The organism is Flavobacterium salmonis, from assembly GCF_903819435.1.
Taxonomy (GTDB): Bacteria; Bacteroidota; Bacteroidia; order Flavobacteriales; family Flavobacteriaceae; genus Flavobacterium; species Flavobacterium chungangense.
The window spans coordinates 250,277-269,014 of record NZ_CAIJDP010000062.1; the positions used below are offsets into that span (position 1 = coordinate 250,277).

The 18,738-nt window shown below is 33.4% G+C and carries 16 protein-coding genes; 6 read left to right on the plus strand and 10 right to left on the minus strand.

Annotated elements, in window-relative coordinates; all coding sequences use genetic code 11:
- Positions 1-25: 25 nt before the first annotated feature.
- The 3 genes from asnS to FLACHUCJ7_RS08500 all read right to left on the minus strand — a co-directional run bounded on the left by asnS (position 26) and on the right by FLACHUCJ7_RS08500 (position 4,508).
- Positions 26-1,471: an asparagine--tRNA ligase gene (asnS, locus tag FLACHUCJ7_RS08490; RefSeq protein WP_180908593.1), complete on the minus strand. Its 1,446-nt coding sequence runs from the start codon at positions 1,469-1,471 to the stop codon at positions 26-28.
- Positions 1,472-1,679: 208 nt separating this feature from the next.
- Positions 1,680-2,096, minus strand: a complete 417-nt coding sequence (locus FLACHUCJ7_RS08495; protein ID WP_078229173.1) for an FEKKY domain-containing protein — start codon at positions 2,094-2,096, stop codon at positions 1,680-1,682.
- Positions 2,097-2,123: 27 nt separating this feature from the next.
- The gene (locus FLACHUCJ7_RS08500) at positions 2,124-4,508 is read right to left on the minus strand and encodes an efflux RND transporter permease subunit (protein WP_180908594.1); all 2,385 of its coding nucleotides are present in this window, start codon (positions 4,506-4,508) and stop codon (positions 2,124-2,126) included.
- Between the two features lie 178 nt (positions 4,509-4,686).
- On the opposite strand from FLACHUCJ7_RS08500, the gene FLACHUCJ7_RS08505 reads away from it, so the two are divergent.
- The 4 genes from FLACHUCJ7_RS08505 to FLACHUCJ7_RS08520 all read left to right on the plus strand — a co-directional run bounded on the left by FLACHUCJ7_RS08505 (position 4,687) and on the right by FLACHUCJ7_RS08520 (position 8,887).
- Positions 4,687-5,016 carry a DMT family transporter gene (locus FLACHUCJ7_RS08505; protein ID WP_078229175.1) on the plus strand — a complete coding sequence of 110 codons (330 nt, stop codon included), beginning with the start codon at positions 4,687-4,689 and terminating at the stop codon, positions 5,014-5,016.
- Positions 5,017-5,061: 45 nt separating this feature from the next.
- Entirely contained in the window at positions 5,062-5,823 is a 762-nt protein-coding gene (locus FLACHUCJ7_RS08510) for a sensor histidine kinase (protein WP_180908595.1), read from the plus strand.
- Positions 5,786-6,505: a LytR/AlgR family response regulator transcription factor gene (locus FLACHUCJ7_RS08515; RefSeq protein ID WP_180908596.1), complete on the plus strand. Its 720-nt coding sequence runs from the start codon at positions 5,786-5,788 to the stop codon at positions 6,503-6,505. The genes FLACHUCJ7_RS08510 and FLACHUCJ7_RS08515 overlap by 38 nt, the downstream gene beginning before the upstream one ends.
- A 111-nt stretch (positions 6,506-6,616) precedes the next feature.
- Positions 6,617-8,887: a cation:proton antiporter gene (locus tag FLACHUCJ7_RS08520; RefSeq protein WP_180908597.1), complete on the plus strand. Its 2,271-nt coding sequence runs from the start codon at positions 6,617-6,619 to the stop codon at positions 8,885-8,887.
- Positions 8,888-9,042: 155 nt separating this feature from the next.
- Here the strand turns inward: FLACHUCJ7_RS08520 and FLACHUCJ7_RS08525 are convergent, their stop codons facing one another.
- The 3 genes from FLACHUCJ7_RS08525 to pyrH form a co-directional block, all read right to left on the minus strand.
- A complete protein-coding gene (locus FLACHUCJ7_RS08525; protein ID WP_180908598.1) occupies positions 9,043-11,538 on the minus strand; it encodes a DUF5686 family protein in 2,496 nt (831 codons plus the stop codon).
- Between the two features lie 118 nt (positions 11,539-11,656).
- Positions 11,657-12,220, minus strand: coding sequence for a ribosome recycling factor (gene frr / locus FLACHUCJ7_RS08530; protein WP_078229180.1), 564 nt, complete (start codon positions 12,218-12,220; stop codon positions 11,657-11,659).
- Between the two features lie 150 nt (positions 12,221-12,370).
- Positions 12,371-13,078, minus strand: coding sequence for a UMP kinase (gene pyrH, locus FLACHUCJ7_RS08535; RefSeq protein ID WP_180908658.1), 708 nt, complete (start codon positions 13,076-13,078; stop codon positions 12,371-12,373).
- A gap of 205 nt (positions 13,079-13,283) precedes the next feature.
- Here pyrH and FLACHUCJ7_RS08540 point away from each other — a divergent pair, with 205 nt between their 5' ends.
- Together FLACHUCJ7_RS08540 and FLACHUCJ7_RS08545 are read left to right on the plus strand one after the other, a co-directional pair.
- On the plus strand, positions 13,284-14,507 hold the full coding sequence (locus FLACHUCJ7_RS08540; RefSeq protein WP_180908599.1) for a DUF4272 domain-containing protein: 1,224 nt from the start codon (positions 13,284-13,286) through the stop codon (positions 14,505-14,507).
- A 139-nt stretch (positions 14,508-14,646) separates the two neighbouring features.
- On the plus strand, positions 14,647-15,264 hold the full coding sequence (locus FLACHUCJ7_RS08545) for a thioredoxin family protein (protein WP_180908600.1): 618 nt from the start codon (positions 14,647-14,649) through the stop codon (positions 15,262-15,264).
- 368 nt (positions 15,265-15,632) lie between these two features.
- Here the strand turns inward: FLACHUCJ7_RS08545 and truB are convergent, their stop codons facing one another.
- The 4 genes from truB to FLACHUCJ7_RS08565 all read right to left on the minus strand — a co-directional run bounded on the left by truB (position 15,633) and on the right by FLACHUCJ7_RS08565 (position 18,428).
- Positions 15,633-16,325, minus strand: a complete 693-nt coding sequence (gene truB, locus FLACHUCJ7_RS08550) for a tRNA pseudouridine(55) synthase TruB (protein ID WP_180908659.1) — start codon at positions 16,323-16,325, stop codon at positions 15,633-15,635.
- Entirely contained in the window at positions 16,325-17,134 is an 810-nt protein-coding gene (locus FLACHUCJ7_RS08555) for an undecaprenyl-diphosphate phosphatase (protein ID WP_180908601.1), read from the minus strand. The genes truB and FLACHUCJ7_RS08555 overlap by 1 nt, the downstream gene beginning before the upstream one ends.
- Before the next feature lie 102 nt (positions 17,135-17,236).
- Positions 17,237-17,494, minus strand: coding sequence for a DUF3098 domain-containing protein (locus FLACHUCJ7_RS08560; RefSeq protein ID WP_031455218.1), 258 nt, complete (start codon positions 17,492-17,494; stop codon positions 17,237-17,239).
- A gap of 58 nt (positions 17,495-17,552) precedes the next feature.
- Complete coding sequence (locus FLACHUCJ7_RS08565) at positions 17,553-18,428, minus strand: cell division protein FtsX (RefSeq protein WP_031455219.1); 876 nt, start codon at positions 18,426-18,428, stop codon at positions 17,553-17,555.
- Positions 18,429-18,738: the final 310 nt, after the last annotated feature.

Below are 18,738 nucleotides of genomic sequence, written 5' to 3' on the forward strand. Positions count from 1 at the left end.
ACGATTAACCGATTAAATTTATTTCTTAAAATTCCGCGCTTCCAGGAGTTCTAGGGAAAGGAATTACGTCTCTAATGTTTGTCATTCCAGTTACAAACAATACCAGACGTTCAAATCCTAAACCGAAACCTGCGTGTGTTGCGGAACCAAATCTTCTGGTGTCTAAGTACCAGTATAATTCTTCTTCGTCGATTTCTAAGGCTTTCATTTTTTCAACCAAAACATCGTAACGCTCTTCTCTTTCAGAACCTCCGACGATTTCTCCAATTCCAGGGAAAAGGATGTCCATTGCACGAACCGTTTCTCTTCCTGGTTCGGTGTTGTCGTTCAAACGCATGTAAAACGCTTTAATGTTTGCCGGGTAATCAAATAAAATTACCGGACATTTAAAGTGTTTTTCTACTAAATAACGCTCGTGTTCTGACTGTAAATCAGCGCCCCATTCGTTGATTAAATATTGGAATTTCTTCTTTTTATTTGGAGTTGAATCTCTTAAAATATCAATTGCTTCCGTGTACGAAACACGTTTGAAGTTATTCTCCAAAACGAAGTTCAATTTCTCCAACAAAGCCATTTCGCTTCTGTCTGCCTGTGGTTTTGATTTTTCTTCTTCAAGAAGTCTTCCTTCTAAGAATTTCAAATCGTCTCCACAATTGTCTAAAGCATATTTAATTACGTACTGAATAAAATCTTCAGCCAAATCCATGTTGTCATCCAAATCGTTGAAAGCAACTTCCGGCTCGATCATCCAAAATTCTGCCAAGTGACGGGAAGTATTTGAATTTTCTGCTCTAAAAGTGGGTCCAAAAGTATAAATCTGACCCAAAGCCATTGCAAAAGTTTCTCCTTCTAATTGTCCCGAAACCGTTAAGTTAGTATGTTTTCCGAAGAAATCTTTTTTGAAATCAATGTTTCCTTCTTCATTTTTTGGAAGATTATCCAAAGGCAATGAAGTTACCTGAAACATTTCTCCGGCACCTTCCGCATCAGCTCCGGTAATGATTGGTGTGTTTACATAAACAAAACCTTTATCCTGAAAATATTTGTGAACTGCAAATGACAATACAGAACGCACACGCATAATCGCACCAAAAGCATTTGTACGTACGCGCAAGTGAGCATTTTCACGTAAAAATTCTAAAGAGTGTTTTTTAGGCTGCATCGGGAATTTCTCCGCATCAGAATCTCCTAAAATTTCAAGTTTGTTAACCTGAATTTCGTATTTCTGACCCGCACCTTTACTTTCAACCAAAGTTCCAAAAACAGAAACCGCAGCTCCGGTCGTGATTCTTTTTAAAGTTTCTTCCGGTGTATTTTCAAAATCAACAACACATTGTATATTATTAATGGTAGAACCGTCATTTAGCGCAATAAACTGATTATTTCTAAAAGTTCTCACCCATCCTTTTGCATTAACCTCCTGAAGCGTCGTCGTACTGTTTAATAAGTCTTTAACTTTTGTGTGTCTCATTTTTATATATAATGTTGAAATTAAATTATTTGTTGCGTAATAACTGCAAATATAAACGATAATTATTAAAATTAGAAGCTGTTTCCCGCTATCCGCTATATCTTTTTAGGCAGATCATTTACGATAAACAAGATATTCCCGATTGCCTGAAAAGGATGTCGCTTCTATCGGGGGCTAGGGACTCGTTTTCAAAAGAATCAATTATTTTTCATTTTTGTATGGCCTTCTTAAATTTCTTAAATCCGGAAATATCTTTTCTTATTTCTTTCATCCATTTTTTTCCATATTTTAAATATAGAAATTCGAAGACTACTTGATTATAAATACTTTCAACGGCTTCACTTGGAGCTATGCAGCCATAATTGAAAAAGTATATCTTAAATTTTCTTTCAAATTCTTGGTCTGATGGCGAAATAAGTTGATTCATTCCTCCTCTTAAAAGTAAAAAGGGTGTGTGATTTTCTATATCAGATTTAGCTAATTTTCGAATTTCATCATCTCCATCTGCAAATTCTACTTTGCTGGCTCCACTTAAGTTTAATTGTTCGTCGCTCAATATGTTTTCTTGCCCATACGAAAGGATAGAAAATAAAATGCAGAATGATAATATTGTTTTTTTTATCATGTAAATGACATTAACTTATAATCCGTGCTAATTCGTGAAATTCGTGTTTCCTTCAAATCCTTCCAAATCCTCTTTCTTAGCTTTCTTCTTCTCAAAAGTCAAAACCAAAGCCGGTAAAACCAATAAATTGGCAAACATCGCAAACGCCAGTGTGCAGGAAATCAATGCACCAAGCGCTATTGTACCGCTAAAACTGGAAAGCGTGAAAGTAGCAAATCCTAAAATTAAAACTACAGAAGTATAAAAAGTACTAATTCCGGTTTCTCTCAAGGCACTGAAAACAGATTTTTTTACTTTCCCGTTGCTTTGAATTAAATCATGTTTGTACTTCGCCATAAATTGAATCGCATTATCAACCGAAATTCCAAATGCAATACTGAATACTAAAATCGTTGAAGGCTTAAGCGGAATTCCAAAATAACCCATTAATCCGGATGTAATGCAAAGCGGTAAAACATTCGTAATTACCGATGCAAAAACCATTTTGAACGATCGGAACAAATACAACATCAAAATAGCAATCACTAAAATCGCAAAAATCAGCGATTCAATTAAGTTGTCAACCAGATATGATGTTCCTTTTTGGAAAACCAAGGCTTTTCCGGTAACAGTAACTTCGTAACGGTCTTTTGGGAAAATCTCATCAATTTTTGAATGTAATTTTTTCTCGACTTTCGCCATTTCATCCGTACCAATATCTTTCATGAAAGTCGTGATTCTGGCATATTGTCCTGTCGAATCAACATAGGCTTTCATTAAATTGTCTTTGCTGTTTTTAGTCGCATTTTTAGCATAACCCAAAATAAAGGTCTGTTCCTGCGAAGTTGGTAATTGATAATATTCAGGATTTCCGTTATAGAAAGCCTGCTTTGAATATTTAACCAAATTCACAATCGAAACAGGTTTTGCCAATTCAGGCATTTCTGCAATTGTATTTTGCAGTTCATCCATTTTACGAATAGTTGAAGCCTTCATGACACCTTTTTTCTTTTTGGTGTCAATCATGATTTCAAGCGGCATGACACCGTTGAACTCTTTTTCGTAGAATAAAATATCTTTAAAAAAAGAAGCGCTTTTTGGCATTTCACCAATTAAACTCCCAGAAACCTTCATTTGAGCAACTCCAATAACACTGAAGACCAAAAGCAAGCCGTAAATCGTATAAATTACTTTTCGTTTGTTTCTGACCACATTTTCTACAAAATCCAATAAAGTCGAAATGTAGGTTTTCGTTAAATGATATAAATGTTTTTCTCCCGGAACAGGCATGAAACTGTACACAATCGGTACAATTAAAAGCGTCAATAAATAGACAGAAATCACGTTAATCGAAGTTACCAGACCAAATTCAAAAAGCAAATCATTTCCGGTAATCATAAACGTAGCAAAACCAATCGCCGTAGTTAAATTCGTCATTAAGGTCGAAACTCCAATTTTCGAAATAATACGCTGTAAAGCCTTTGCCTGATTGTTATGCAGTTTAATTTCCTGCTGGTATTTATTGATCAGGAAAATGCAATTCGTGATTCCGATTACAATAATTAAGGGTGGAATGATTGCCGTTAAAACTGTAATTTTATAATGAAATAATCCAAGCGTTCCAAACGACCAGATTACACCTACAATCAAAATACAGATTGAAATAAGCGTTGCTCTAAACGAACGGAAAAAGAAAAAGAAAATCAGCGAAACGGTTAGCAACGCCGCACCAATAAAAAGCCCGATTTCGCCTTTCATGTTATCAGCATTGATCGTTCTGATGTATGGCATTCCGGAAACACGCAAATCGATTCCGGTAGTTTTTTCGAATTTATCGATTTTTGGAACCAGGTTTTCCAAAATAAAAGTCTTTCTTTCGGCGGTATTAACCAGCGCTTTATTCATGTAAATGGCCGAACGGACGCTTCCGCTTTGTTTGTTAAAAAGCAATCCTTCGTAAAAAGGTAAATTATTAAACAAATCGTGCTGAACCGTTTTTAAATATTCCGGATCAACTGTTTTACTTTGATCAATAAAGGGATTAAGAACGAATTTTTCATTCACCGTGTCTTTCTCTAACTTTTTTAAATCATTTAGAGAAACCACCAAATCCACTTCTTTAGATTTTTTTAAACCTGTCATCAATTCGTTCCAGGCCGCGTAATTTTTTGGCGTAAAGAATTCTTTATCCTGAAACCCAATTACAATCAGGTTTCCTTCTTCACCAAATTTATCCAGAAATTTTTGATACTCTTTGTTTGCAATGTGATCTTTTGGAAGCAAATTGGCTTCGGTATAAGTCATCGATAGGTTTCTCCATTGAAAAGCGAGGAAAATTGTAACTGCAATAACAAAAACCAATATAATAATTCTATTTTTAAGTATGATTCGGGCTAATTTTTCCCAGAATCCAACTTGTATAGTGTTTTTCATAAAATTTGTAAAATGGATGCAAATGTAATGAAAAGTGCTATAAATGATTAATAAAGAGCTTTGTTTTTGCGATTTGTTAACATTAATTAACAGTATGTTTTTTTACGATATTCATTGTTTTCTGTCATTTGTATAATAGCTTTTCTCATCTTTGTATTCAATTTTAAAAAGAATAAAAATGAATTGGATTTTATTAATCATTGCCGGACTTTTTGAAGTGGGTTTTGCCTCTTGTTTAGGCAAAGCCAAAGAAACGACAGGGATTATTTCAACCTATTGGATGGTTGGTTTTTTTGTTTGCCTTTCAATAAGTATGCTTTTGCTTTATAAAGCCACACAGGTTTTGCCAATAGGTACTGCTTATGCTGTCTGGACAGGAATTGGTGCTGTTGGAACCGTTTTAGTTGGAATTTTGATTTTTAAAGAACCGGCAACTTTCTGGAGAATATTTTTTCTTTCAACATTGATTGCTTCAATTATTGGGTTGAAGTTTGTTTCCAGTCATTAAAAAATTTATACAGACTAATCAGAATATAAATAAGTAATAAACAACATGGAGGAAAACAACACCATCACATTTATTTTTTTAGCGATTATTTTATTGCTGATTGTCATCATTGGTTTCATGGTGTATCAATTAATGCAGTCTAAAAAAGCAAAAGAAGATGCTGAAGAAAGTTTTTATGCGCTGGAAAGAAAAGTGAATGACCTGCAATTGGAGACTTTGGAGTCCAAACTGAATCCGCATTTGTTTAAGAATATTTTAAATTCTATTCAGTCGCATGCATATCAGACTTATTTTGCTTTGGATAAACTGGCGAATGTTCTGGATTATATTTTATACGAAAGCAAAAAGAAATTTGTCACGGCGAAAGAAGAGATTGATTTTGCATTGAATCTAATCGAAATCAACAAAATTAAAATCAGCCCGCTTTTTGAGCTAAAGATCAAAACGAATATCAACAAAGAAGATAAATTATACGATCAGCCTTTATTAGCACCGCTAATTTCAATAGATTTAATCGAAAATGCTTTTAAACATGCTGATCTGCAGAGTGCCGATGCTTTTATTTCGGTAGTTTTTGAGTTTAGAGACAATGCTTTTTTTATGACGGTTTCGAATAAAATATCGGATAAAAAAGTACTGAAAAAAGAACGAGGCGGTTTAGGAAATACAACTTTGGAACACCGTTTAAGAATCATCTACAAAAACAACTTCAAACTCGAAAGGTTTACAGAAAACGATATTTATATTGCACATTTAAAAATAGATTTACTTGAATACAAAACTGAAATGCTTGCTACTGGACGATGAGTTACCAGGATTAACGTACCTGAAAATGCTTTGCGAACAAATTCCCGAAATTGAAATCGTAAAAACATTTAATAATCCGGAAAAACTGCTTGCCGAAATTTCGGATCTCGATTTTGATTTATTAATATCAGACATCGAAATGCCCGGAATTGACGGTTTGCATCTGGCAGAAATGATTCAGAATAAATTAGTGATTTTTTGCACAGCATACAAAGATTATGCGGCCGAAGCTTTTAATATTGATGCCGTAGATTATATTACAAAACCGGTAAAACTGGAGCGATTGCAAAAAGCAATTTCAAAAGCTTTTGAGCGATTCAATAAACCCGAAACAGCTAAAAAATTCATTCAGCTGAATACCGACAAGGGAAAAACTTTGTTGTATTTTAATCAGATTCAGTACATTAAAACAGCTATCAGCGACAGTCGTGACAAAACAGTTATTTTGACAGATGGAAGTTTTTTGAATTTAAAAAACGTAAAATTTGATACACTTTTAAAAGAATTGCCGGAAACTGATTTTTGTCGAATTAATAAAAAAGAAATTGTAGCGGTAAAAGCAATAAAATTTTTTAATCATAACGAGATTGTGTTGCATCATTTAGAAAAGAATGACAAAAACAGTACATTAATTCTGAGTGAAACGTATCGTTCTGACTTTTTGAAAAAGGTCAAAATCTAACTTATTACAAAGTTTTTCGGACTTGTTACATAAATTGAAAATTAGCTGTAAATTTACTTTTTCACAACCTTTGCAGTACTGATATTTGCCCCATAATTTAAAATACGGGTTATGAATAATATTAAAAATTCTTTATTCTACGTTACTGTTATTGGTGGTTTTACTGCTCTGATATATTGGGTAATTTCAAAAGGTGCTTCACTTGAAGCAGGCCGTGGAATCATTCATAAAAAAATCGAAAGCAATCATTGGAATGACTTTTTAAATTCAATGATTGAGAACCTGCAGCATCCTCTGGCAATTTTACTGGCTCAAATTGTAACTATTATTTTAGCAGCACGGTTATTTGGCTGGATTTTCAGAAAAATTGGGCAGCCATCAGTAATAGGAGAAATGATTGCCGGAATTGTTTTAGGACCCTCTTTGGTCGGAATGTATTTTCCGGAATTTTCAGCAGCTTTGTTTCCAAAAGAATCTTTAGGAAATCTGCAATTCTTAAGTCAGATTGGTTTAATACTTTTCATGTTCGTAATCGGAATGGAGCTGGATTTGAAAGTGCTAAAAAATAAAGCACATGAGTCTGTGGTAATCAGTCACGCCAGTATTGTCATTCCGTTTGCTTTAGGACTAAGTTTAGCTTATTTCATTTACGGTACTTTTGCGCCTGAAGGCGTAGAATTTGCTTCTTTTGGTTTGTTTATGGGTATTGCGATGAGTATCACGGCCTTTCCCGTTCTGGCCAGAATTGTTCAGGAACGGGGCATGCAAAAAACAAAACTCGGAACCATTGCCATAACCTGTGCCGCTGCCGATGATATTACGGCCTGGTGTATTCTGGCAGTTGTAATTGCAATTGTAAAAGCGGGTTCCTTTACAAGTGCTTTATATGTTATAGGACTGGCTATTTTGTATGTGATTGTCATGCTTAAGGTAGTGAGACCATTCCTGAAACGAGTAGGCGATTTAAATTCGACCCGCGAAAGTCTGAACAAACCTGTAGTTGCTATTTTCTTCATAACACTTTTGTTTTCTTCATACGCATCAGAATTAATTGGGATTCATGCTTTGTTTGGAGCATTTTTAGCCGGAGCCATTATGCCGGAAAACAATAAATTCAGAAATATTTTTATTGAAAAAGTCGAAGACGTTTCTATCATCGTTTTATTGCCTTTATTCTTTGTGTTTACTGGTTTACGTACACAGATTGGTTTGCTTAACGATCCCTATTTATGGAAAGTCACGGCTGTAATTATTGCAGTTGCAGTTGTTGGAAAATTCTTTGGAAGTGCTTTTGCAGCAAAATTCGTTGGACAAAACTGGAAAGACAGTTTGGCTATTGGAGCCTTAATGAATACACGTGGATTAATGGAATTGGTCGTTTTAAATATTGGTTATGACCTGGGAGTTTTATCAACGGAGATTTTTACGATGATGGTTATTATGGCTTTGGTTACTACTTTTATGACTGGCCCGGCCTTAGATTTTATTGGTTATATTTTTAAGGATAAACCAACAATAGTACCTCAGGAAATTGGAAACAAAAGCAAGTACAAAATTCTCCTTTCGTTTGCAACTCCGGAAAGAGGGAAAAAACTTTTGCAAATCGCCAATAGTTTGGTGAAAAAACAATCGGATAACTCGATTGTAACGGCAATGCACTTGTCTTTAAGTACCGAAATTCACTCTTTTGATGTCAAAGACCATGAACGTAAAATGCTGTTTCCGGTTATCGAAGAATCTGAGCGTTTGAACCAGAATATGGTAAGCGTTTTTAAAGTAACAAATGATATTGATACCGAAATTATAGACACTGCAAATCAGGGAGAATATGATTTGTTGTTGGTAGGGTTAGGGCAATCTATTTTTGAAGGAACTCTGCTTGGTAAAATATTAGGGTTTACATCGAGAATTGTAAATCCGGATCGTTTGATCGATAAGTTTACCGGAAAAGAAGGTCTGTTTGAAAACTCTCCCTTTGATGAAAGAACACGCCATATTATTGCCAAAACTAAAATGCCGGTTGGAATTTTTATTGACAAAGATCTGGAAGAAGTAGACCGCATTTTTATGCCTGTTTTTAGTAAAGAAGATTCTTTTTTGATTGATTATGCAAAGAAATTAATTAATAATAACGGTTCGCAAATTACAGTTCTCGATGCTAGTGGCGAAGTAAAAAGTACCCGGGACATGCAGGAAAGTATTCGTTCGATTGAACAGATTGCACCAAACCACATTATGATTATGCACGACAGAACCATAAAAAAAGAGTTTTTAGAAACTCAAAATTTAATGATTATAAGTTTAGACAGCTGGAAAAAACTGATTGAATCTCAAAGTATCTGGCTGAATAATACGCCATCAGTTTTAATTTTGAAACCATAAGGTTTTTTTAATTCCAATATAAAAATCCCAAATTCCAATTTTATGATTGGGGTTTGGGATTTCATTTTATGCAAATGTTTTACCACGCTTTATTGTTTTATCAAGTGGAACTTCTTTTGGGTGGAATTTGGGATTTAAAAAGATTGGAATTTAATTTACAATCCCAAATCGATAACATAAGAAATTTTAACGGCAATGTTATCCTCGAATTTTGGTAATTGATTTGGTCCGTATCGGTAAAAACCGCCTAAACCAAAACCTTTGTAAATTTTGTTTAACTCAATCCCGGATTCAAAGAATCCTTTTTCCAGGGTTTTATAAGCTGGGCCAATATGCTGCTCAGGATTTTGCATGTGTCCCCAGGCCATTCGGGTTACTAACACCAATGAGGGACGGACTTTTTTCATTATTTTAATTCGGTTGAAACCGTGTTTGACTTGAAAAAAGGCATACTGATTAGAGAAAAACTCATTAAAATACATGGTTTCAAAACTGTTTCTTCCGGAAAAAGTAATACGCTGAATAATCGTTTCTTTATTAAGATTGTTTGGCATAGTGTTGTACAAATGGGTTATAGGTACATCGCCTGTAGCAAAGCCTCCCTGCAATAAAAAGCTGGTTTTCTGACCGTTCAGATATTTTTTTTCATATTCAGTTTTAAAATCTATTTTACTGAATGTAAAATCATTATCTAAAACATTTGGCAAAGACTGTGTATATTGAAACGTAAATCTTGGAAATCGCTTTTCAGTTTCGTTTCTGCCTGTTGGTGTCTGCATAAAATCACTAAACGGTGCCCAAACTATCGAAAGCATTGTTGTGGTCATCACATAGCTTGAATATAATTTTCCGTTTAAATTAAAAAGATAATCAAATTTAGGTTCGATTTGATTTCTTGATATTTCTAAAACAGCTTCTGTTTTTGGAATAATTTTAGTTTGAAGATTAGTTTTCCAGCTAATATAATGGTAGAAAGTACTAATGTTAATAGGGCGTGGATCATAAATTTTAAAAACACGTTTGTCGACGGCAAAAAGAGTGCTCGCAATTTCCCTGACATCATCAGTATAAGATCCGTTTAGCCAGGTATTAGTGTTTTTGTCCAATAAAACTCCAAAGCCCAAATTGTATTTAAAGTTTCCATCTTTTGTACCATAGGCACCATAGCCTTCAATCCTGAAATATTTAGAAAAACGTTCGTTTGTAATGCCTCCAAGTCCAAGTCTGAAACCTTCATAGTTATTATAGCTGATGATTTTTTTCAAATCAAGATCTGCCGGTCCTATTGGATAAAAACCATTAATGATTTTCCTGCCTATTCCTAAGCGTTTTTCGATTCTGTTACGAACAGACAGGCTGTCTAGTAATAAATAGGTTTTCTGACCTTTCAAATCAAGACTTTCTTTTCGGTATTGGTTCCAGAAATCTTCTGTTTTTTTGCTGGCATCATCTTCAATTTCGATATAAAGCGATGGGTTATTTATTGGGGTAGTTGTATTGTAGTGGATGTCGAAATTATTGCTTTCAGAAAGTAAATAAGTAAAATCGGAAGCACTTTTTTCTCTAATTTCAAAACCTTCTTCTATATCTCCGTCAAACTGGATAGTGCCGCCTAAAATTTTAATATCATCGTCATTTTTCCCTTTTACAATTTTAAAAGTAGTATTGCCCGGGAACCAGATTTTTTCTTCGGGCACATATTCAAATTCATGGACTCCGCTAATGTCGAGAACCCCTTTTATACGCATGACTGCTTTGGCAATGGCATAATTTTCCTGATCAATATATAAAACACCTTCTAAGCCGGATGCTCTTCTTTTTTTCTTGTTCTTAAAATGGACCATAAAGGTGTTTCGGCCCTGAATAGCAACAGTGTCTAATAATTTATAATTGTAATCTTTTAAAGCATCATTAGAAATAGGATTATTGTATTTGGTTTCAAAGAGTTCATATTTAGGATCATAAATAGAAATTGACTGTAAATTGAAAGCAATAATTTCGTAAACAGGCTGCTTAAAACCTGCCATCTTTGTACCCAGAATGGTTTCTTTGAGTTTTTTGTTTCCGAATTGATATTGTGATAGTTTTTCTGTTTGAAACAAATGCTGTTTGCTTATAAGTTCTTTAAATTTATAGTCAGAAGAGTCAACATTAATTCTTTTTTTCTTTAAATCTTTATAAGCCGCAGAAGAGTCAATTCTGCCTTTGATTGAGTCAGGATTTGCTGTTACAATCAGTTTGCTATATGTTTTATACTCAAAACTATTTAATTTTTTTTGCGGGTTATTATTGTTTTTATTGCTAATAACCTTTCTTAAAATTGCTAATGCAGGATTCTCATTCGAAATAATAACTTCTTTGAGATTGTCTGTTCTTTGCTTAAGCGAGATTGGATAAAACTTTTTATTGTCTGAAACGGTGATTGCTTTCGTTTGATAACCAATATACGAAACAGTAAAAGAAGTAATTTTTACTTTAGAAGAAAGTATAAATTTTCCATCAACATCCGTAATCGTATTGTTATTGTCTGAAGTAGTGATAGTAGCAAACGGAAGAGGTTTGTTTTTAGAGTCGTTTACAATTCCGTTTATTTGAAATTGCGCATGTAGAGTCAGCGTAAAAAACAAAGTTAAAAAACAGAATAGCTTCATATAGTGTAATATGGATTCAAAACGATAAGAATGTATTTTTGGTATGCAAAAATAAGAATAAAAAAATCCGTCTGGTATAATTTTAACCAAACGGATTCTTAATTTTGTGACAAATAAGTTACACTTTCATGATTTCGGCTTCTTTTGCGGCCAATAATTCATCAATTTTTTTGATGTAAGCATTCGTTAAGTTCTGAACTTCTTCTTCTGCAGATTTGCAAATATCTTCAGAAGTTCCTTCTTTTTCTAATTTTTTAATGTCGGTGTTGGCATCTTTACGAACATTACGTACACCAATCTTAGCATCTTCGGCTTCAGCTTTTGCCTGTTTTGCCAATTCTCTACGGCGATCTTCTGTCAAAGGCGGAACGCTGATTATTATTACATCCCCATTATTCATCGGATTGAAACCAATATTGGCAACCATAATTGCTTTTTCGATAACTTGCAGCATATTTTTTTCAAAAGGCTGCAGTGTGATTGTTCTTGCATCAGGAACACTGATTTTTGACACTTGAGAAAGAGGTGTTGCTGATCCGTAATATTCTACAAAAACACTTCCTAACATAGCTGGAGAAGCTTTTCCTGCACGGATATTAAGAAACTCTTTTTCTAAATGTGCAATAGAACCATTCATTGATTCTTCAGTACTTTCTAATATAAAATCAATTTCTTCACTCATTTTTTTAGATTTTTAGATTTTCGATGATTTAATTTTTAAACTAAAGTAAATCACCTTATGCTAACTAATATAATTTATTTTTAAAATTGTTATTCAAAATTAGAGACCTCAAAAGTCTAAATCATTGAACGTCTAACAATCTCCGATGTTTTAAATATTAACTACAGTTCCGATGTTTTCGCCCTCGCAGATTTTTAATAAGTTTCCAATTTTGTTCATATCAAAAACAACGATTGGTAGTTTATTTTCCTGGCTCAAAGTAAACGCAGTTGTGTCCATTACGTTTAATCCTTTTTTAAGGACATCCTCAAACGAAATAAAATCAAATTTTACTGCCGAAGCATTTTTTTCAGGATCACAATCATAAACACCATCAACACGGGTTCCTTTTAGAATAACATCAGCATTAATTTCTATTCCTCTTAAAACAGCTGCTGTATCGGTAGTAAAATATGGGTTTCCGGTTCCGGCACCAAAAATTACGATTCTTCCTTTTTCAAGATGACGGTCGGCTCTTCTTTTGATGTAAGGTTCTGCGATAGACTCCATTTTTAAGGCAGTCTGCAGACGGGTTTTCATTCCTTTGTCTTCAAGTGCACCCTGTAAAGCCATTCCGTTAATAACAGTTGCCAGCATTCCCATATAATCACCTTGTACTCTATCCATACCGGCACTTGCTCCTGCAACTCCTCTAAAAATATTTCCACCTCCAATAACAATAGCAATTTCTACTCCCTTACTGTGAATTTGCTTAATTTCTTCGGCATATTCGGCTAATCTTTTAGGGTCAATTCCGTATTGTAAGTCTCCCATTAACGCTTCACCGCTTAGTTTTAGAAGAATTCTTTTATATTTCATGTGTGTTGCTTTTGTTTCTGCAAATATAGACATATTCTGTTTTTTAGAAATAATGTTTACAAAAATAATTTCTCTCTATATTTGAATGAAATTCTTTTATTTTTGTAAGAATTGTTTTTGTTTTTTTGGTTTAAAATTAAGAAGCAGATGACTCTTCCTTTTAAAAAATAAATAAATATAATAACTTAAAACTAAGATAAAAATTATGATTTGTACACTTTATTCTCATCAAATTGGTTTTGATAAAATAGTTGAGGTACTCAGGAGCAGTTATCCCAAAGCTACTATTACAAGTACCAGTCAGGATGGATCTCAAATTGCTTCAATTGAAACTAAAGATGGTTTCTTTAGTTCCGGAAGCAAGCTAATAGTTCAATACAGAGAAAGAAAAGAACCATCTTATCAGCTGCCTGAAACTGATGATTCTCCTCTAACCGGAAATCTTAGAGGTTTATATGGATATGTAGATTCTTTAGACTCCAATAACGAAAAAGTAAAATCGTTATTTCTTCATAAAATTCAGACCTTGAATTCAGAGTTTTCAATTACTCAGCAAAAAGGGCAGACTAAGAGTTTAAAAGAATTGCTTCAAAAGTTAGCCAAAGATTTTGAAGCTGTATTATTTGTACAGCCCAAAACAATAATCAGTCAATCTAATGAACAGCATTTTCTGGATGAAAATTTAAATCTAATCCTGGATATTAATGGAAATTGTGAAATTGAAGGTTTAGAAGTAAAAATTAACAGCATTTATTATGACAAAGAACTTGTAGAAATAACTGAATTTCAGAAGGAATTGAAAACAAACAGCGAAAAAATTCTGCGGGAAAAGGATATCAAAATAAATAATTATCTGCCTTATATAGAGCCGGAGCAAGATGTTGTTCTCAGAACCCCAAAAGAAGTAGCAGTACGTGTTTGTGTTTTGGCTATCACTAATTTGGTGGCTTTTGATACTATCTCGAATGGAGAAGCGATCGAATATCTTCAGCATTATAATTTATGGGATTTTGTTACCCCAAATGAAAAAGACTTTTTAGCGAATCCGACGGAACAGAAAAAAAGTAATGAATCATGGAAATGTGAATGTATTTGGACTTTGATGTTCGCATTAAATAAGATTGAGGATTTAGGATTTCCCGATAAACTATGCAGTTTAAATGACATTCCGGCAGAGGAATACCCTGTAGCTCCGGATCGAGATCCGAATGATTTTATTAATTCTGTTTTTGAAACCAAAAGCAAATCAGAAATATTGAGATTAAACGATTTGTATTACAGATTAGACTGGGCGTGTGTGGATGCGAGGTTAAACGGAGAAGAGATGACTGCGATTCATCCGGGAGTGGTGTACGAACGGCACTATGCTTTAAACTGGCTGATAAATTATGGCGAAGCCGATTGGGATGATGTAACGTGTGATACCTAGAATTGTAATAACCGCTTTTCATTAAAAGTAAGAATTGCTAATGACTTTTGTTTAAGAGATTTATTCTCTTTATTATGACAAAAGTCATTATTTGGGCTTTATTAAATTGCTTAAATTTATCAGACCTAAAACAAAGAACATGAAAAGTATTGTAGCCAAAGCATTATTCCATAGTTATTCCTATGTTGAATATAGAAAATTAGTTACCGATTTATTATCAGAAGGGAAATCAACCGGAGATGAACAGTCTGAAAGTTTAAGGCATTATACTAGTTTGAATGAAGCCAGAATGAATCGTCTGGATAAAACCATTAAAATTTCCGAAGATGTAATTTCGAAACTGCAAAATTTAGACAAACATTATATTTGGATGGTTATTTCTGAAGGATGGTGTGGCGATGCTGCCCAAATACTTCCTGTCTTAAATAAGATGGCTCTAGCATCGGAGAAAAGAATTGACCTTCGAATTGTTTTAAGAGATCAAAATGAGGAATTAATGGGCCAGTATTTAACAAATGGGGGCAAAGCAATCCCAAAAGTTATTGTAATCTGTAAAGAAGCCGGAATTGTGCGGACACACTGGGGACCGAGACCAAAAGGAGCGACAGAGCTGATGGCAAATTACAAAAGGGATTTTGGTGTTATCGATGAAAAAATCAAAACCGATTTGCAATTGTGGTATTTAGCAGATAAAGGAATTTCGGTTCAGGAAGAATTGCTCAATATTATGGAGAACATCAGGTATAATCGATTATAACCTTTATAAATATTATGAAACTCTAAAGTTTGAATTTGTTAATACGCTGAAAACAAACAATATAATGTTAAAAAAGTAGTAAAATATTTATTTTTTAAATTATATTTTTGTATCTTGCTGCCATAGATCCCATTTCTATTATTTGACTTGCTTTTTTTATAGGTGTCTTTACTAATTAACCATTAAAAAATTCACTATTATGAAGAAGTTATTCGAAAAGTTCTATGATTTATTTTCAAGATTTTTGTTTGGAGGAAAAAATATACCGCATTATTAACTGCGTGAAGTATGAAATAATATTATTTTTATCCAAAATTAGTTTAAGCACATTACTCCCGTCTTATTTGTAATGTGCTTTTTTTTATTCTTTAAATGCTTTCTTCAAACATCATAATATCAATAGCATCTTTAACATCGTAATCACCAATTTTAGTTCGGCGCAAAACGGTCAAATGGGAACCTGATCTAAGGGCTTTTCCAAAATCAAAAGCTAATGACCGAATATAAGTTCCTTTGCTGCAAACTACCCTAAAGTCAATTTCAGGCAATTCAATTCTTGTAATTTCAAATTCATGAATTGTGGTTTTTCTACTGGCAATTTCGACAGTTTCTCCCGCACGTGCATGCTCATACAAGCGAACCCCATCTTTTTTAATGGCTGAAAAAATAGGTGGTTTTTGATCGATTTCACCTAAAAACTGTTTTACCGTTTCATAAATTAAATCCTGATCAATATGATCTGTTGGAAAAGTCACGTCGATTTCAGTTTCCAGATCATATGATGGAGTAGTGGCTCCAATGTAAAACGTTCCGGTATATTCTTTTGCCTGCCCCTGAAGTTCAGATATTTTTTTTGTGAATTTCCCTGTACAGATTAATAAAAGTCCTGTAGCTAAAGGATCTAATGTTCCGGCGTGACCAATTTTAAACTTTTTTGGAAGTCCAACTTTATTAATTAAAAGGTATTTTAATTTGTTAACAGCCTGAAAAGAACTCCATTTTAAAGGTTTATCAATCAGTAAGACTTGTCCGTTTAAATATTCTTCGGGTGTTTTCAAAATTATTTATTTAAGGAAAAATACGCCAATAAAAGTATTCCAGCCACAATTCTGTAATAACCCCATGGTTTAAAACCGTATTTTTTGATGATTCCAATGAAAGATTTTATAGCAATAATGGCTACTACAAATGCGATTACGTTTCCAATCAAAAATAATTTCAGATTCTCAGGGGATTGTGTCAATAATTCGTAACCTTTCAGTTGCGAAACTTCATAAGTTTTTAATAACAATGAATAGGTTGTAACTGCCAGCATTGTAGGAACGGCAAGAAAAAACGAAAATTCCGCAGCAGTCTGCCTGTCTAATCCTTGCTGCATTCCGCCAATTATAGAAGCGGCAGAACGGCTTGTTCCGGGCATCATAGCAAGGCACTGCCAAAAACCGATTGTTACGGCTTTTTTTATTGTAATATCTTCTTCGTTAATAATGGTTGGATTTTTGAATTGATTATCAATAAAAAGCAATACAATTCCGCCCAGTATTAAAACAATAGCTATCGGAACAGGATTTCCTAAAACAGCATCAATTTTGTCATCAAATAATTTTCCTAAAATCAATGCGGGAATAACAGCACAGGCCAGCTTAACATAAAAATTGATTTTACTGAAGTCAAAAAATTTCTTCCAATATAAAACAACAACGGCCAAAATAGCCCCAAACTGAATAGATACCTGAAACAATTTTACAAAATCATCTTCCTGTATTCCGAAAAAAGAACTTGTAAAAATCATGTGTGCTGTAGAGGAAACAGGCAGATATTCTGTTAATCCTTCAACTATTGCAATAAGAATTGCTTGTAATGTATTCATTAATTTAGATTTTTAGATTCTTAGATATCTTAGATTTTAGACTTTTTTTAAAGATTAATCGAATAATCTAAAGATCTACAGTCTAAGAAATCTAAAAAAAGTCTATTTAGATTTCTTGAAGATAGAATAAATCGTGATTCCAAAACCAATTAAAACAGTTGTTGGAGCTAAACGAATACGTCTGAAACTAAAAACATCTTCATTGAAAACATTTGGATCAGTACTTCCTCCACCAGACATTAAAAAAAATCCAAGTGCGATAACGCCAATTCCAATCAATAAAATTTTGTAATTGATGCCGTCAAAAAGAAATTCTTGTTTTTGAGGTTGTTCTTGTTCTTCTTTAATATTATTTTTCATTATTATCTTTTTGTCACCCTAAGCGAGGTTTAAGGGTATTTTTTTATTAAATCTAAAATTAATAAAGATCGTCTGTTCTTAAATTCAGGAATCTTTGTGTAGCAAAATGTGTACTGACCCAGGTAATTAAAACGCCTAATCCAAAGACAGCTAATAGAACCAATCCTATTAAGGCTTTGTCTTCTAAAATTCCTAATCCCGGGAAATTAGTTTCAACATACATTAAAAGAGCAATCAGGGCAATGATAGCTAAACCAGCTCCCAACATTCCAAGTTTTACACTACGCACTACAAAAGGCTTACGAATAAAGGCTTTTGTCGCTCCAACCATTTGCATGGTTTTAATAATAAATCTATTTGAATGAATGGATAAACGCAAGGAACTGTTGATTAATAAAACCGCAATCACCGCAAGGAAACCGCTGATAATCAAAATCCACATACTTACTTTTTTGATATTGTCATTTACTAAGTTTACTAGTTGTTTGTCGTAAACAATGTCTTCGATCATCGTGTTTTTACGTAAATCGCTTTCAATTCTTGTGATACTGTCTCTTTCAACATAATCTGCTTTTAAATGAATATCGTAAGAATTCAATAATGGATTTTCTCCTAAAAAGGTCAGGAAATCTTCGCCAATGATATCTGTATGTTCTTTTGCCGCTTTTTCTTTTGTAACGTATACATACGATTTTGCAAAAGGAGCTCTTTTTAATTCGGTATCAAATGCCTTGGTAACACTATCTGTAGCTTCGTTTTTAAAGAAAACTGTCATGGCGATTTTTTCTTTAAAATCATTGGCCAGTTTTTTTGAATTAATAATGAATAATCCCAGTACTCCCAAAAGGAATAAAACCAAGAATACACTTAATACTACCGAAAAATAAGAGGAAATTAACCTGCGCTTTTGAAATTTATCAAAGTTAGAACTCATAGTCTGCTTAAATTATGTGGTAAAAATAATAAAGAATTTCTTTATATGAAGTTAATAACGAACTTTTATACCATAAATGTACAATTAGATATTGAAATACGACACCAGAGAAATGTTTTGACCGGAAAGGCCGCAAAGATTTTTATATTTTGTTACAGTAAAAACACAAAGTTCGCATTAATTTATACTGATTAAGCTTTTGCCAACTTTACGGAATAGCTGTAATCACACAGTACAATAGTACGTGTTTTTACTTAATTAAAATACGTAATTTGTTATTTTATTTGTTTGCCAATGAAATAGCTTTGGT